Here is a 14,278-nt window from a genome sequence, read left to right as displayed (position 1 = left end):
GGAGGGGAAAATTTGAATTGTAAGTGTAAGGTTTGTAAGAAAAAATTAAATACAAAAGATGCTTATAAAGTAGAACATATTACATCTGGAGGAAAAAAACGAAATATATATTATTGTAATGAACATGAATATAGAAAAGAGCAGCAGGACATATATTTCTGGAAACAATGTCAACTTGGTATAGATTATATTATGGGATATAAAGTTATAAGTAATCAAAAAAATAAGATGTTACAAGAGATAATAAAAAGTGGTTATACAAGAGAAGAATTATATGACTGTGTACTTGAGAAAAAAGATGAAATTATAGAATTACTTAACTACAGAAAAGATATAGAAGAAGAATATCCTAAATTATGCTATGTATTTACTATATTAAAAGGGAGTATTAGAGATATAACAATTAGAAATAAACAAATAAAAGATGAAAAAGAAAACGAAAAGATGTACAAAGAAGTAGAAGAAAATGAAGAATATTATGAAGCAATTGCTCCTAAAAAGGTACTTTCTAATAAAAGGCAAAGCTTATTTGAAAAAATTAAAGAGGTGAATTAATGAGTGTATATGAAAAAATAACAAAGGATAGAGGTATTATAGAGACTTTAGTTTTAGGAACAATGCTAAAATCATTAACTCTTTTTAGTGAATATAAGATTAGTGAAAGTGACTTCATAATAGATAAAGTAAAATTCTTTTTTTCATTAGGAAGAACAATGTCTAAAACCCATAGTGAACTTGATGAAACAAGCGTAGCTAAATTTGTATCTTCAAATAAACTTAAATCTGAATATGAAAAATATGGTGGTTGGAATAGCTTATCATCTGCTATGGAATATGGAAAAGAAACTAATATATCAGCATATATTGATGACTTGGCGAAAAATAATCTATTAATTGCCTTAGATGAAAAAGGTTTTAATATAATAAAAGAAATGGAACATAAAGGAGAGAAATTTATTCCATTTGAGTTATTCCAATCTATAAGTTGTAGAGAAGTTGAAGAGTTTTATGAAGGGTTAATATCTTCATGTAGTGTAAATTCTATAAAGAATAATATGAAGGTAGAAAATCTTTTACTTACCAAAGAAGATAGAGAAAAATTAAAACAAAAAACTGAAGCAGGAACACCTTATAATATCATTTTTGAATATAATGAAAAAGAAACAGGATTAAGTGATAGTGAAGAATCTAAATATATATATGGTCTACCAGTATTATCAAATAGAACTAATGGACTTGGTAAGGGTGGAGGAATAAATATAATATCTGGATTCTCAGGAATAGGTAAAACTACATTATTATTTTTTAATTATATATTAGCTATGATATACCAAGATGAAAAAGTAGTTATATTCGCTAATGAACAAAAGTCTCAATATTTTAAGAGTATGTTAGTTTCATTTATAGCATACAACATATTCAATTATCATGACTTAGATAGAAATAAAATTGATAATGGCGATTTCACAGAATTTGAAGAAGAGCTTATGGAAAAGATAGAAATGTTCTTGAAAAATAGAGGTTTTGAAGAAAGTTTAAAATTTATATATATGGAAGAGTTTGAAATATCTGAGATATTAAGAAAGAGCAAAGAGCTTGTGGCACATGAAGGATTTACTGCTATAGCAGTTGATACATTCAAATCAGAGAATTCATCAGATGCAAATTATACAGGAAGACTAATTGAGAACTCTAAGCTACTAGATAATTTTGGGAATAAATATAATGTAATAACACTACTATCTATGCAATTAGTTACAGCTCAAGAAAATAAAAGTTCATATTTATCGGCTTCAGACTTGTCAGAAGCTAAAGCTGTTAAGAATGTGTGTGGCTTATTAATGTTAATGAGGAAAGTAGTAAATGATTTAGAATTAGATTCGACTAATAAGAAATTCTTCCTAAAGCCATATAAATTAAAATATAATAAATTAAAAAAGACTACTGAAAGAGAGTACATTTCGTTTGATGCAAAAGATTTACAAAAAGAATACAGGTTATTATTTTTAAATAAGTCAAGAAGAGGTCAGGATGGAGATGTAATCTTGTTAAGATTTTATGGTAAGACTGGTAGATTTGAAGAGATAGGAAGGTGTGAAAAGGTCTATAGAGGACAATTGTCATACTAGGTGATGACTATGGAAATAAAGGATTTAACTAATCAACAGGTGATAAATTTTATGGACTATTTAGGTTCGGACTTGTCTCCTAAAAGCAATGATAGACAGTTAATATTTAATACTTGTTTATGTCATAATGGAGATTCATATAAATTATTTTATTATACAGAAAGCAAAACATTTCATTGCTATAGTTCTTGTGGTCACATAGGGAGTTTAATAGATTTATTAATACATATAAATAAATATGAATTTAAAGATGCTGTTAATGAAATAAAAGATTTCTTTGGTATTTCAAATCAACCAATGCTAAGAAAAGGATTTAGAATAAAGAAAAAATTAAAACAAGATGATATTAAAGATATACAAATAGAATTACTTCCTACCCCTAAAAAGCCATATGTATATAAAACTTTTCAGCAAGTTCCAATTAAAGAGTGGGAAAAGGAAAACATCTCTTTTAAAGCTCTTAAAACATATCAAGTACATTATAATCCATATGAAAATCAAATAGTGATTCCACATTTCTGTTGGCATGACAAAGATAGACCTGTTGGTATTAGAGTGAGAAACTTAGATGAAGATAAAGCTAAAAGTTTTGGCAAATATATTCCATTATGGTATGACAATAGGTGTTATAATCATAGACTTAGTCTTAATTTATATGGATTAAATATCAATAAACAAGCCATAAAGAAATGCAAAAAAGTAATAGTATTTGAAGGTGAAAAATCAGTCTTACAAATGGCTACTATGTATAAAAATAATCCTTCTGTAGCTATATGTGGAAGCAATTTTAGTAGAGAGCAAAAGAAAATATTGATAGATTTAGGTATTGAAGAGCTAATTATAGCTTTTGATAGGCAATTTAAAGTTAAAGCTGATGAAGAATATGTTGCATGGAAAAATAAAATATGTAAACTAGTTCAAGATATTAGAGAAATAGTAAACATAAGTGTAATTTGGGATAAAGATAATTTGTTAGAGTACAAAGATAGTCCTAGTGACAAAGGGAAGAAAGTGTTTGAACAATTATTAAAAAATAGAATAAATATAATACAATTTGAAGGAGTGGTTAAATGAGTGAGGTTGCAAGACAGGTAGTAGATAAAATAGTTAGAATAAGTAGCTTAGAAGTTGCTAAGATGATGGGAATGACATCTAAAGATGGGCATAGAGATTTAATAAGAAAGATAGAAAAAATAAATATAGTTTTTGATTCGGAAAAAATTCCGAATGAAATATATTGGTTGGAGGGTGAATATGAGAATAGGGGAAAATTTTATAAAGAATATTTAGTATCTAAAAAAGGTTGTGAATTCCTTGCACATAAAACAACTGGAGAAAAAGGGGTATTGTTTACTGCTAAATACATGGAACGATTTGAAGAAATGGAAAGAATTATAAAAGGACAAAAGTTAGAGCTATCAGCAAGAGATAAAGGAATATTAGATATAGTTAATTCTAAGTCGGATATAGAGCAAGCAATAGCAATAAAAACTTTTGAAGAAGTTGTAACTGCACCTCTTATAGAAACAATAGAAGAACAAAAAACAGATGTTCAATTTGCAAATAGGATTAGGACAGATGGAAGAAAAATCTATAGCATATCACAAGCTTCTAAATTGTTGAAACTTCCATATGGTAGAAATAAATTAATGGAAAATCTAAGAAATTTAAAAATACTTCAATCAAATAATGAGCTTTATCAAACATATATAGATAGAGATTATTTATTGGTAGAATTAAATGAAACTGGAAACAAATTAGTTATAACTCCTAGGATAACTGGTAAAGGAATGAAATGGTTAGAAAATAAATTAAGAGGTAAATTACTTGCGTTAGCATAATAGGAGGTGGATATATGATACAAGAAGTCAGACAAGAAGTGTTATTACAAAATGGAGACGTATTACATACAGGAGACATTATAAATGTAAAATATAAAACTATGGAAGATATAAAAGAACAATTTTGTAAGGGAAGATTAAAAAATGTAGATGAGCAATTTATCCAACTAGATACAAGTGAAAAATATAGTGCAACAGAAAAAACAATCTATGCATGGGATTTAATAGATATAAAAAAGGTGAGTGATGAAAATGAAAAAGATAATTAATAGTAAGTATAGAGCATTGTATTTAATGATATTTTTCTTGATTTTTAACTTAGGGTACAGTTTATATTTTGGAAGGAATACAGGTATAGGCTTTTATTCTAGCCCCTCTTGCATAACTGAATATATATTAGACATTATAACTTCTATAGGAATATTCTTCTCTATGATGTTAGCTGGATTTGATATGATAGAAAAACTTATAGAGAGATTGAATGATACTGTGAAGGAAATAGAAAATGAGGTGGATTAATGGAAAAAGAATTATATAGCTTTAGTAAATTAAATGCATTTCACATATGTCCATTTCAGTACTATCTTACATATATTAAAAATTTAAATCGAGAACAAAATTGCTATGGTTATTATGGTAATGAATTACATAGTTTACTGGAACAATTACAACAAAGAAAAATAACAAATCAAGAAGCTATTCAAAAGTATAATGAAGTTATAGAATATGCAAATATAATGGATTACGACTTTCCTACATCAAATTCAAGAATTAATTATTTAGAATGTATTATGCATTACCTAGAGAACTTCACTCCAATTGAGTGTGATAAATACTACATAGAAGAATATTTTGAGTTTGATATTCAAGGTGTTACAATAAGGGGTTATATAGATTTATATTACATAATAAATAATAAAATCTATGTCATAGATTACAAATCAAGTAGCAAGTTTTCTAAGAAAGACTTATCTAAAAAAGCTATGCAGCTTATCTTATACGCAATATATCTTAAAAAAAAATATCCAGATAAAATAATTGAATATGTAGCATTCGATATGTGTAAGTATATGAAAAATAAAAAAGGAACTTTAATTGAAAGAAATAAGATTGAAAATATAAATAATTATGAAAGAGCTATAGTTAAAATTAGATATACTAAAGAGCTGGAACAACAGTTAATTAACTTTGTTGTTGATACAGTTAATCAAATAAAACAGCTAGATTTCAACGATAAGAGTGATTGGTGCAAGAATGATGACAAAAGTAATCAGTTCTTTTGTAAAACTCTATGCTCTCATTATGAGAAGAGTTGTAAACCTAAGGAAAATAAGGGGTTCAGAAATACTAAATCACAATAAAATGTGAATTTTAATAAAACCATTATTAATTTAACTAATAATGGTTTGAGAAAATTATTTTTTTAACATAGAAGATAATATTGGAATACTAGCAAAGACAAAAAACTGCTGGTACAAATTTATCTCAGATTTTGCAAGTTCGATTGCTATATTGTTGTTAAGTGGTTCTAATATAAATAAAGGTATAATAAATAATACAATTATCATACTAAAAAAATAAGATATTATATTTGAAACCTTAAGAAAGTTTTTATCAGAAAATATATCAAAAGAATTTTTTATTGGAGTAGAAATAAATTTTATGTTAGGAAATCGTGATTTAATTATATCATTAAAAGAAATAATACCCTTAAAAAATGTAATTATTATTATTTCGGCAGCGATAAACGAAATCGCATGAAAAGGTAGTATGAAGAATAATGTTGTTTTTATGTTAGCAATTATAAGAAAAAAATAAAATGCAATGGTAAAAAATATCAATAAACCATATGAAATTAGAAAAAATTCGCCAAAATTTAAAAATTTAGTTCCAGGTAAGAACATTCTGTCAATGAATATTATCAAAAGGATTATAGTGATAATAAAAAATATATAGAAACCACATGCGTATAGAATAGGAAACACCACCTTATATTTTTAGTTAAATTATATCATTATATGGTAAATAATGTAAATAAAGGAGTGAGTAGATGAATAAATTAATCAAAATATTTGTATTTCTAGGATATTCAGGTTCAGGCAAAGATAGTATAGTAAGTGAAATCTCAAAACAATTCAATATTCCAATTCTAATATCTCATACAACAAGACCTCCTCGTGATTACTTAGAAATCATCAATAAAACATATCATTTTGTAGACAGTAAATTCTTTAAGAAAGAAAAAAATAATTTTATAGAAATGAGAAAATATATAGTTCATGATTACAGCACTTGGCTATATGGAATACATAAATCTGAATTAGATAATAAAAAATATGCTCTGACTATAGTAGATGCTAGTGGCTATAAAGCATTAGAAAAATATTTTATAGGAACAAAAATTAGATTAGTACCATTTTTTATAAATGCAGATGAAGATACTATAAGGAAAAGATTAATAGATAGAGGTGATAATCCTAAAGAAATTGAAAGAAGATTGGCTGATGATAAGATTAAATTTAAAGAGTTTTTAAATAGTGAAAACTACATTGTAATAGTAAATAACTTAAGTATCACTAATGCAGTAGAGCAAGTTAAAATACATATGAAAGAGGGGATTCAATGGTCTTAGCCTTAGATGTATCTATGTCCAGTACTGGATGGGCAGTTATAAATAGTAATAAAGAAGTATTAGAATATGGAAAAATAGTAACTAAAAAAGATAAATTCAAGTCTGAAGATGAGCGAATGTGCCATATCTGTAATACAATTCAAGAGATAATTACAAGTCATAATATTCAAATAGTCTTAGTTGAAGACCAATTCACTTCTAGAAATTCTAAAACAATTCTTAGTTTAAGAAAACTCTTAGGAGCAATAATGAGAACTGTTAAATTAAATAATATAGAGATTGAATATATGTATCCAGTTTCAGTTAGAAAATATCTTATGAATAGTGGCAAATCTAAAAAAGAAGAAGTAGCCACATATGTAAGAGAAAATATTATTGATATTGGAGAGTATATTGATAGGACTTGTAAGGCAAAAACAAGCGATATATATGATGCTATAGCTCTTGGAATAGCTTATTTAAATAAAGTTGGTGATGCTAAGTAAATGGGTGCAACTATAGTTGATAGTATGTGTGGTACAGGTAAAACAAGTTGGGCAATACAAACAATGAATGAAAGTTTAGATAAAAGATATATTTACATAACACCTTATTTAGATGAAGTAAAAAGGGTTATAAAAGGTTGTTATATGAGGAAGTTTTATCAACCAGAATCAAAAAAAGGAAAAGGAAGTAAATTAACTCATTTTAATAATCTTCTCTCAAGAGGATGTAATATAGTTTCTACTCATGCTTTATTCAGAAATATTAATGAAGAGACTCTTAAGCTACTTAAAGATAAGAACTATACTCTGATTTTGGATGAAGTAATGAATATAATTGAACGTATTTCAATTGATAAAACTGATTTTAGGATGCTCTTTAATGATGGAGTTATAACGGTTGATGATAGTACAAAGAAAATGTATTGGAACTCTAGTGATAAGAATTACAATGGAGAGTTTATAGAATTAAAAAATGCAATAGTAAATGGAGATGTTTACTTTGTTAGAAATAGTCTTGCTATGTGGCATTTTCCAGTAACTATATTTAAGGAATTTTAAGAAATATACATAATGACATATTTATTCAAAGGTCAGATGCAGCGATACTATTATGATATGAATAACATAAGTTACAATTATAAATCAGTAAAAAATATAGATAATAGATATGAATTAATAGAATATAAAGATGCTAATAAAGATCCATATAAAAAATTAATTAATATTTGTAATAATGAAAAGCTAAATATGATTGGCCAAGAAGGCAAAAATTATCATCCTTTATCAAGCACATGGTTTGAAAAACAAGTAATAAATAAAACAGATGCTTTAGACGTATTAAAGAAAAATATTTATAATTATTTTACAAATGTATGTAAATCTAAAGCATCTGAAAATGCTTGGACAGTATATAAAGATTATTTACATAAATGTAAAGGTAAAAGATATACAAAAGGGTTTATAGCTTTTAATGCAAGAGCTACAAATGAATATAGAAATAAATCTGTGTTAGCCTATTGTATAAATTTATATATGAATCCTATTGAAAAAGGGTTTTTTATAGATAGGAAAATAAGTATCGATGAAGATTCATGGGCTTTGGCTGAAATGATTCAATGGATATGGAGAAGTAGAATAAGAGAAAATAAAAGTATAGATATTTATATACCTTCATCAAGAATGAGGAATTTGATGAAAAATTGGTTAAGCACTTTTGAAAAATAAAAAGTGCTAAAATCAAAAATTTTGCTCTTTTTAGCCTATAAATATAGGGTTTTAAAAATGAGGCCTTAAAAAAGATTATATAAAAGTGCTAATATTGAGATATATTATAGCGAAATCAATACATTTGGAGATAAAGGCGTGGAAGAGTGCTGTATTACACTAAGATATGCTTATGTCCTAAATGAGATTTTATAAAAAGGGAGATTAGATTAATGAGTATAAATGTTAAAATAAAAAAATTAAGTCCAAATGCAATAGTACCATCTTATGCAAAAGAAGGTGATAGCGGAATAGATTTATATACATTGGAAGATACAGTGATTCCAGCTAGGTCAGCAGTAGCAATTCCTACAGGTATAGCGTTAGAAATACCATATGGATATGAAATGCAAGTTAGACCTAGAAGTGGTATAAGTTTAAACGGTGTTAAAAAACTGTTTTTTGTTGAAAATAAAGCAACAGAACAAATTATTATGTGGCATGAAAGCAAGGATGGTAAAGTATATCCAACTGTAAGACTGGGTACAATAGATTCTGGGTATAGAGGTGAAATCAAAATAATTACATATAATGAAGAGGATTTTGAGATTGTTATTCCTGAGCATACTAAACTTGCACAAGGAGTATTTCAACAAGTTCCAAGAGCTATATTGAAAGTCGTAGATGAATTAACTAGCTCTGAGAGAGGAAATAATGGATTTGGAAGTACAGGGGTAAGATAGGAGGGGCGTATGTATACTGTTAAAGATGTAATAGATGTATTAAAATCTACTAGAAATTGTAATCTAAGGTGTAATAATTGTATATTAAATAAAAATATAATTATAGGTCAAATAGAAAAAACGTTATGTGAGTTGTTAGAAGAAACAAAAAAATCTCTTAAACTATCTTATTCAAGTGTTGACTTTGATAAGCAAATTGAAGTCCTAAAAGAAGTGGATGACATTATATTTAAATGTTATGACAAAACTTGTCATAAATGTGTATTTGGAGAAGAGGTAGGTAATTTATATAACTCTTGTGATATATTAGAAAAGATATGTACTGAATTGAACAAAAAGACATGTAGATTAATAGAAAAAATTAATTATTATTATTATACTTATGAAAAATTATATTGCTTAGAAAATATTGAAACTGGAGAGAAATTTGTTGTTGATGAAAATTAAATAAAGAGATATAATATCCTCAATACTAATTTTGGAGGTGCTAATATGTATAAATATGATGATTATGTTAATTTAACAAATAGTATAGAGTTACCAGAAGAAATTAGAAATAAATGTGTTAGAGTTGTAATGACATTAGGGAATATGCAAGATATTATGGTTGTTCATAAGTTTAAAACGTATATTGTTAATGAAAGATATATTGAAAAAGTAGCTTAAATAAAAAGTGGGGCTGTAAGCAGATTTGTGTAAAAACAAATTTACCTATAGCCTTTTGGTATACTTTGTATGATTTATTCTACTAAAAAGTCAATAGACGGTACTGCGTTAAATCCGTTATCTCCTATTTTTAGAACTCTATTAAATAAAAATTCACTTAGACTACTTTGAGGTAAATCTTTAATTCTTGAATATCCTTTAATTTCCCATTGATTACTTAAAGCTACCTCTCCATAACTTTGACATTTAGTTATAACCGAATTCGCAGCTTGTTTTTTACTAACATTTCCCTCTTGGTAATATCTAGTTGCATTTGTGATACTCCTATATATTATACTGTAAATTTGAGAAACTGAAAAATTGTCTAATAATTCACTCATTACTAGTATTGTTTTTTCACCAGGATTAAAATTAAATCCAACTTTATCCATTTGATAATTTAGATATTCTAAACATTCATTCATAGCGATATCATTCCAAATAAAATAGGCTTGTTGTTCATCAATATCTATTCTAGGGTTTATAATTTCTCTTATTGTTTCAGATTTATCATTTTCATACTTGATGTTTAAATGATAGTTAACTAGATTCATATAGAAAGTGCTTGGAAAATCTTCATCATTTTCAAATGCAGATATTTTAGACATAGGATGAACCCGAATAATATTTTTTTGATATAAATGTTTTAAAAGCTCATATTCAAGACATGCAGGAGCTAGGACTCCATCTAGATTTTCTAGGGGGATTATATTTGACATATCTTCACTCAAAGCATATCTTAGCAATGTGCCTAGGTAAACTCTATCTTTAAAATCTAATTCACTTATGTCTAATGGATTTATGATAGCTTTTCCATATAATTTATCTATTAAATTTCTTTTCTCTAATTCTTCTATCTTTTTTTTTTCTTCTAAATTTTTGATTTCACGTTTTCTTTCGGAGACACAGTTGTCGCAGTTACATTTCAAAGAATCTTTATGAGTACAATTAGAGCAAAAAGCGACATTATTATTTTGAGGATAGCTAGTTTTTGATGGTCTATTTATATAAAATTCAGAACCACAATAAGGACAATACTTAGCATTCACTTTTTCAGGTGGAAATAGTTTATATAATCTTGATGGAGAAATATTTATATTATAAAGCTTTATTAGTTCGCTAGCACTTTTTTTATTATCATAATATAACTTCATTAAATTATTTATAGATTCAGTATCTAAATGTTTTAATTTTTCATCAATATTAAAAATCATAATATTACTCCTTTAAATTATTTTCTGTAAAATAATTATAACACAGTTCATCATAAGCTTCATCCATATTATGACATATTATATTTAAATTAGTACTTTGTTAACATTTAATTATATTTATAAGTTTTTTACTTATGTATATTAACAAAATAATTAATTATAAAAGACATAATACTAATAATATTTCAGATATAATTTTTTAAATAACAAAAAATAAATTTACCTCTCAAATTCGATTTTAAGGCTTTATAAAAATCAACGCTTATAATTAATCCTGTTCAGAAATTTAACTGCTTAAATTGGAAACTATAAAAAAATAATAAAGTGATAGTGTAAAGGCATAGAAGGATTCATTCTATGTCCTATTTCTTTATAATTAAGTAATTTCAATAATTATACAAATAAAATAATTAAAAAAGTCAGTTGAAAGTCAGCTAAAATGACTATTTTTTGCCTCATCTGTATGGTATAATAAGTATATGAATTTTGATAGGAGGGATAACCATGAACGCTTTTATAAGAAAAAGAAATAAAAATTATGTAGTGTACTTAGAATTTAAAGATGATGAATCGGGAAAAAGAAAACAAAAGAATATGGGAGCTTTTGATAAAAAAAGAGATGCCAACAAAAGATTGGCTGAAGTTAAGGACAGTATATATAAAGATAGTTTTCTTGTTCCAAATGAAATCACACTGTCTGAATTTTTATTAGACTTCCTTGAAAAATATAAAGATAATATTTCTGCATCTACATATAAAAGCTACATTGCTATTTGTAAGAATCATATTAGTCCTTCTATTGGGAGATATCGTCTTCAAGAGTTGAGAAATATTCATATACAAAATTATATAGATGACTTAGCTGGTAACTTAAATCCTCAAACAATTAAAGTACATATAAATGTATTGAGACTTGCCATCAAGAGAGCATATAGAATTAAACTGATAAAAGAAAATATTATAGATGGTATAGAAAGCCCAAGAGCTAAAAAGTTTAAGAATGAAATTTATGATAAAGAACAGATGTTAAAATTATTAGAATTGGCCAAGAATACGAATATGGAATTACCTATCAGTCTGGCTACAGGTCTAGGCTTGAGACTTTCAGAAGTTCTAGGATTAACTTGGGATAATATTGATTTTGATGAGAATACAATAACTATAAGTAAGATAACAAGCAGATTGGATGGTTCTGTTATACTTAAAGAACCTAAGACAGAAAGTTCAATTAGAAAAATATTTGCACCAGTGGAGCTTATGAATTTACTAAAAGATTATAAGCTAGAACAGAATAAAAAATTATTAAGAAGTATTATTAGAAACGAATATAATTTGTTGTTCTTTGATAGAAAGGGTAATCCAATTGCTGAAGATGTAATGAGTAAGAAATTTAGAAAATTCTTAGAGAATAATGATTTACCTCATATTAGATTTCATGATTTAAGACATTCACATGTTACTTTACTTATAAATTCTAAAGTACCTATAAAGGTTATATCTGAAAGGGTAGGACATTCAAATATTAATACTACACTTAATGTATATTCCCATGTGCTTAAAGAGATGGATAAAGAAGCTTCCGATAGAATATCTGAAAATCTATTTAAAGCTAATTAATAATTATTATCAATAAATATAAAATTAATAATAAAAATTAAAGGTATAAACACAAAGAGTAATTTTTATAAAGCCTTAAAATGGCATATAGAGCGTCAGATTTTAGAAGATATTTGAAATTTTATATTTCCAGTATTTATGATATAATAAATATAGCAAGGAATAAATATTTGAAAAAGCTATGAGTGGTGTTTTCATAGAGCGTTCCTCACTTTCGTATGAAAGGAGGTGAAAACTATGGAAAATCTAATGATGAGTATTGTAGCTGGTGTTATAGCTAGTTATATCTACGATAAATTAAAGTGCCACTCTGAGCGACCAACTAAGAGTGGCTGGGAACTTAATATTAAGTTCCATAAAAACAAACATTAATAACTAATTAATGGAAACATCACTCAAAGTTAAGTAAAATATGTTTCCTTGCTTTTATTATACCACAAATTGAAAATATTAAAACAAAATTTTATAAATACCTACTTAATTATATGGAAAAAATTGGATTTGATTGTATAGAATTATTGCTGTAATATTTAGTTAAACAAATGATTGGGGCGATAATTATGTATTTAAGAAGATTATCAGATTCAGAATTAATTATAATGAAATTTATTTGGAGTTTAGATACAAGGGTAAAATCATATGATGTTGTTAATTATATGAAAGAAAACTATAGCTGGTCAGAAAAAATAACATTAAAAACTTTGTCTAAGTTATCAAACAAAAGATTCCTATATGTTCAAGAAACAAGTCAATATACATATTATACAATTTCAATTAAAGAAGATAAGTATTCTGAATTTATATCACAAAAAATACATAAGCTGTTAAGATGTAGTTCTATAAAAGGTATTTTAATCTCATTGTTTCAAGAAGATTTAACAGATGAAAAGTTAATCTCATTAGAGGAATGGGTAAAAAATTGGGAAGAAGGTGACTAAAAACTTAATATAAACTATTCTCTAAATGGGAATTTAAGGAATAATTTAAAGAATAATATTTACAATACTTTGACCCAAAAGTTAGACTTTATACAAGAATAGAATTTTCATTCCTGTATTTTGGGTCTTTAAAATAAAGTGTGTATTCTTCTAAAAAGTGGTGATAATTAAAATATTAAATATCACTATATAAAGGAAGGTGCACACTTTTTATGTTTAACAAAAACGAAATATTAAAAAAACTTATTGAAGAATATGATGTTAAAACAACTACAGATATTCAAGATATGCTAAAAGATTTATTTGCAAGTACAATTCATCAAATGTTAGAAGCGGAGCTTGATGACCATTTAGGTTATGATAGATATGACAATAAGAATAAAAATACTAAAAACTCTAGAAATGGATATAGAAATAAAAATGTTAAATCAGATTTTGGAGAAATAACTTTAAATATTCCAAGAGACCGAAATGGAGATTTTGAACCAAAGGTAATTAGAAATTATGAAAATGATATATCAGGAATAGAGAACCAAGTGATTGGAATGTACTCAAAAGGCATGTCCACTCGAGATATATCAAGCCACCTTAAAAGTATTTACGGAATTGATATATCTCATTCTCTAATAGCTAAAATTACTGATAGAGTTCTACCTTTAGCTCATGAATGGCAAAACAGACCTCTTGATATGATTTATCCAATTGTATTTATGGATGCTATACATTATAAAGTTAGAAGTGAAGGTAGAATAATAAACAAAGCAGCCTATA

20 protein-coding genes are annotated in these 14,278 nt (G+C 26.2%); 18 read left to right on the top strand and 2 right to left on the bottom strand.

Annotated features, from left to right (window positions below):
• Positions 1-12 precede the first annotated feature (12 nt).
• From KGF42_RS03285 to KGF42_RS03255, 7 genes are read left to right on the top strand one after another with little or no spacing between them, the layout of a single operon-like run.
• The gene (locus tag KGF42_RS03285; protein ID WP_227825700.1) at positions 13-555 is read left to right on the top strand and encodes a hypothetical protein; all 543 of its coding nucleotides are present in this window, start codon (positions 13-15) and stop codon (positions 553-555) included.
• Positions 555-2,129: a DnaB-like helicase C-terminal domain-containing protein gene (locus KGF42_RS03280; protein WP_227825699.1), complete on the top strand. Its 1,575-nt coding sequence runs from the start codon at positions 555-557 to the stop codon at positions 2,127-2,129. The genes KGF42_RS03285 and KGF42_RS03280 overlap by 1 nt, the downstream gene beginning before the upstream one ends.
• A 9-nt stretch (positions 2,130-2,138) precedes the next feature.
• On the top strand, positions 2,139-3,203 hold the full coding sequence (locus KGF42_RS03275) for a CHC2 zinc finger domain-containing protein (RefSeq protein ID WP_227825698.1): 1,065 nt from the start codon (positions 2,139-2,141) through the stop codon (positions 3,201-3,203).
• Positions 3,200-3,970 carry a Rha family transcriptional regulator gene (locus tag KGF42_RS03270; RefSeq protein ID WP_227825697.1) on the top strand — a complete coding sequence of 257 codons (771 nt, stop codon included), beginning with the start codon at positions 3,200-3,202 and terminating at the stop codon, positions 3,968-3,970. Before KGF42_RS03275 ends, KGF42_RS03270 begins: the two co-directional genes overlap by 4 nt.
• Positions 3,971-3,984: 14 nt before the next feature.
• Entirely contained in the window at positions 3,985-4,239 is a 255-nt protein-coding gene (locus KGF42_RS03265; RefSeq protein WP_227825696.1) for a hypothetical protein, read from the top strand.
• Positions 4,223-4,489 carry a hypothetical protein gene (locus KGF42_RS03260; protein ID WP_227825695.1) on the top strand — a complete coding sequence of 89 codons (267 nt, stop codon included), beginning with the start codon at positions 4,223-4,225 and terminating at the stop codon, positions 4,487-4,489. Before KGF42_RS03265 ends, KGF42_RS03260 begins: the two co-directional genes overlap by 17 nt.
• Positions 4,489-5,331, top strand: coding sequence for a PD-(D/E)XK nuclease family protein (locus KGF42_RS03255; protein ID WP_227825694.1), 843 nt, complete (start codon positions 4,489-4,491; stop codon positions 5,329-5,331). The genes KGF42_RS03260 and KGF42_RS03255 overlap by 1 nt, the downstream gene beginning before the upstream one ends.
• Before the next feature lie 54 nt (positions 5,332-5,385).
• Here the strand turns inward: KGF42_RS03255 and KGF42_RS03250 are convergent, their stop codons facing one another.
• Complete coding sequence (locus KGF42_RS03250) at positions 5,386-5,538, bottom strand: hypothetical protein (protein WP_227825693.1); 153 nt, start codon at positions 5,536-5,538, stop codon at positions 5,386-5,388.
• 482 nt (positions 5,539-6,020) lie between these two features.
• Here KGF42_RS03250 and KGF42_RS03245 point away from each other — a divergent pair, with 482 nt between their 5' ends.
• The 7 genes from KGF42_RS03245 (at position 6,021) to KGF42_RS03215 (ending at position 9,699) form a co-directional block, all read left to right on the top strand.
• On the top strand, positions 6,021-6,602 hold the full coding sequence (locus tag KGF42_RS03245) for a guanylate kinase (RefSeq protein WP_227825692.1): 582 nt from the start codon (positions 6,021-6,023) through the stop codon (positions 6,600-6,602).
• Entirely contained in the window at positions 6,593-7,087 is a 495-nt protein-coding gene (locus KGF42_RS03240; RefSeq protein ID WP_227825691.1) for a crossover junction endodeoxyribonuclease RuvC, read from the top strand. Before KGF42_RS03245 ends, KGF42_RS03240 begins: the two co-directional genes overlap by 10 nt.
• Positions 7,088-7,645, top strand: coding sequence for a hypothetical protein (locus tag KGF42_RS03235; RefSeq protein ID WP_227825690.1), 558 nt, complete (start codon positions 7,088-7,090; stop codon positions 7,643-7,645).
• Positions 7,646-7,702: 57 nt separating this feature from the next.
• The gene (locus KGF42_RS03230; RefSeq protein ID WP_227825689.1) at positions 7,703-8,311 is read left to right on the top strand and encodes a hypothetical protein; all 609 of its coding nucleotides are present in this window, start codon (positions 7,703-7,705) and stop codon (positions 8,309-8,311) included.
• Positions 8,312-8,523: 212 nt separating this feature from the next.
• Positions 8,524-9,033, top strand: coding sequence for a deoxyuridine 5'-triphosphate nucleotidohydrolase (locus KGF42_RS03225; RefSeq protein ID WP_227825688.1), 510 nt, complete (start codon positions 8,524-8,526; stop codon positions 9,031-9,033).
• A 9-nt stretch (positions 9,034-9,042) separates the two neighbouring features.
• Entirely contained in the window at positions 9,043-9,480 is a 438-nt protein-coding gene (locus tag KGF42_RS03220; protein WP_227825687.1) for a hypothetical protein, read from the top strand.
• A 45-nt stretch (positions 9,481-9,525) separates the two neighbouring features.
• Positions 9,526-9,699 carry a hypothetical protein gene (locus tag KGF42_RS03215; RefSeq protein WP_227825686.1) on the top strand — a complete coding sequence of 58 codons (174 nt, stop codon included), beginning with the start codon at positions 9,526-9,528 and terminating at the stop codon, positions 9,697-9,699.
• A gap of 74 nt (positions 9,700-9,773) precedes the next feature.
• On the opposite strand, the gene KGF42_RS03210 is transcribed toward KGF42_RS03215, so the two are convergent.
• Positions 9,774-10,952: a zinc ribbon domain-containing protein gene (locus KGF42_RS03210; RefSeq protein ID WP_227825685.1), complete on the bottom strand. Its 1,179-nt coding sequence runs from the start codon at positions 10,950-10,952 to the stop codon at positions 9,774-9,776.
• 504 nt (positions 10,953-11,456) lie between these two features.
• On the opposite strand from KGF42_RS03210, the gene KGF42_RS03205 reads away from it, so the two are divergent.
• The 4 genes from KGF42_RS03205 to KGF42_RS03195 all read left to right on the top strand — a co-directional run.
• The gene (locus tag KGF42_RS03205; RefSeq protein ID WP_227825684.1) at positions 11,457-12,569 is read left to right on the top strand and encodes a tyrosine-type recombinase/integrase; all 1,113 of its coding nucleotides are present in this window, start codon (positions 11,457-11,459) and stop codon (positions 12,567-12,569) included.
• Between the two features lie 237 nt (positions 12,570-12,806).
• Complete coding sequence (locus KGF42_RS19770) at positions 12,807-12,941, top strand: hypothetical protein (RefSeq protein WP_255650917.1); 135 nt, start codon at positions 12,807-12,809, stop codon at positions 12,939-12,941.
• Between the two features lie 188 nt (positions 12,942-13,129).
• Positions 13,130-13,507 (top strand): BlaI/MecI/CopY family transcriptional regulator, encoded by a 378-nt coding sequence (locus KGF42_RS03200; protein ID WP_227825683.1) that lies wholly within the window; start codon positions 13,130-13,132, stop codon positions 13,505-13,507.
• A gap of 212 nt (positions 13,508-13,719) precedes the next feature.
• Positions 13,720-14,278 (top strand): IS256 family transposase (locus tag KGF42_RS03195; RefSeq protein ID WP_227825682.1); only part of this gene is annotated, 559 nt, incomplete at its 3' end.

It is taken from the genome of Clostridioides sp. ZZV15-6383, from assembly GCF_020657735.1.
Taxonomy (GTDB): Bacteria; Bacillota; Clostridia; order Peptostreptococcales; family Peptostreptococcaceae; genus Clostridioides; species Clostridioides difficile_D.
The sequence above is the reverse complement of the archived record's forward strand: the minus strand, read 5'-3'. Positions and strand labels throughout refer to the sequence as shown.

Excerpts from the sequence above, each read along its gene's own strand:
- KGF42_RS03235 (WP_227825690.1), top strand. The coding sequence starts at position 7,088 with ATGGGTGCAACTATAGTTGATAGTATGTGTGGTACAGGTAAAACAAGT.
- KGF42_RS03230 (WP_227825689.1), top strand. The coding sequence starts at position 7,703 with ATGAATAACATAAGTTACAATTATAAATCAGTAAAAAATATAGATAAT.
- KGF42_RS03260 (WP_227825695.1), top strand. The coding sequence starts at position 4,223 with ATGAAAAAGATAATTAATAGTAAGTATAGAGCATTGTATTTAATGATA.
- KGF42_RS03240 (WP_227825691.1), top strand. The coding sequence starts at position 6,593 with ATGGTCTTAGCCTTAGATGTATCTATGTCCAGTACTGGATGGGCAGTT.
- KGF42_RS03200 (WP_227825683.1), top strand. The coding sequence starts at position 13,130 with ATGTATTTAAGAAGATTATCAGATTCAGAATTAATTATAATGAAATTT.
- KGF42_RS03270 (WP_227825697.1), top strand. The coding sequence starts at position 3,200 with ATGAGTGAGGTTGCAAGACAGGTAGTAGATAAAATAGTTAGAATAAGT.
- KGF42_RS03215 (WP_227825686.1), top strand. The coding sequence starts at position 9,526 with ATGTATAAATATGATGATTATGTTAATTTAACAAATAGTATAGAGTTA.
- KGF42_RS03210 (WP_227825685.1), bottom strand. The coding sequence starts at position 10,952 with ATGATTTTTAATATTGATGAAAAATTAAAACATTTAGATACTGAATCT.
- KGF42_RS03245 (WP_227825692.1), top strand. The coding sequence starts at position 6,021 with ATGAATAAATTAATCAAAATATTTGTATTTCTAGGATATTCAGGTTCA.
- KGF42_RS03255 (WP_227825694.1), top strand. The coding sequence starts at position 4,489 with ATGGAAAAAGAATTATATAGCTTTAGTAAATTAAATGCATTTCACATA.
- KGF42_RS03280 (WP_227825699.1), top strand. The coding sequence starts at position 555 with ATGAGTGTATATGAAAAAATAACAAAGGATAGAGGTATTATAGAGACT.
- KGF42_RS03225 (WP_227825688.1), top strand. The coding sequence starts at position 8,524 with ATGAGTATAAATGTTAAAATAAAAAAATTAAGTCCAAATGCAATAGTA.
- KGF42_RS03250 (WP_227825693.1), bottom strand. The coding sequence starts at position 5,538 with ATGATAATTGTATTATTTATTATACCTTTATTTATATTAGAACCACTT.
- KGF42_RS03265 (WP_227825696.1), top strand. The coding sequence starts at position 3,985 with ATGATACAAGAAGTCAGACAAGAAGTGTTATTACAAAATGGAGACGTA.
- KGF42_RS19770 (WP_255650917.1), top strand. The coding sequence starts at position 12,807 with ATGGAAAATCTAATGATGAGTATTGTAGCTGGTGTTATAGCTAGTTAT.
- KGF42_RS03220 (WP_227825687.1), top strand. The coding sequence starts at position 9,043 with ATGTATACTGTTAAAGATGTAATAGATGTATTAAAATCTACTAGAAAT.
- KGF42_RS03205 (WP_227825684.1), top strand. The coding sequence starts at position 11,457 with ATGAACGCTTTTATAAGAAAAAGAAATAAAAATTATGTAGTGTACTTA.
- KGF42_RS03275 (WP_227825698.1), top strand. The coding sequence starts at position 2,139 with ATGGAAATAAAGGATTTAACTAATCAACAGGTGATAAATTTTATGGAC.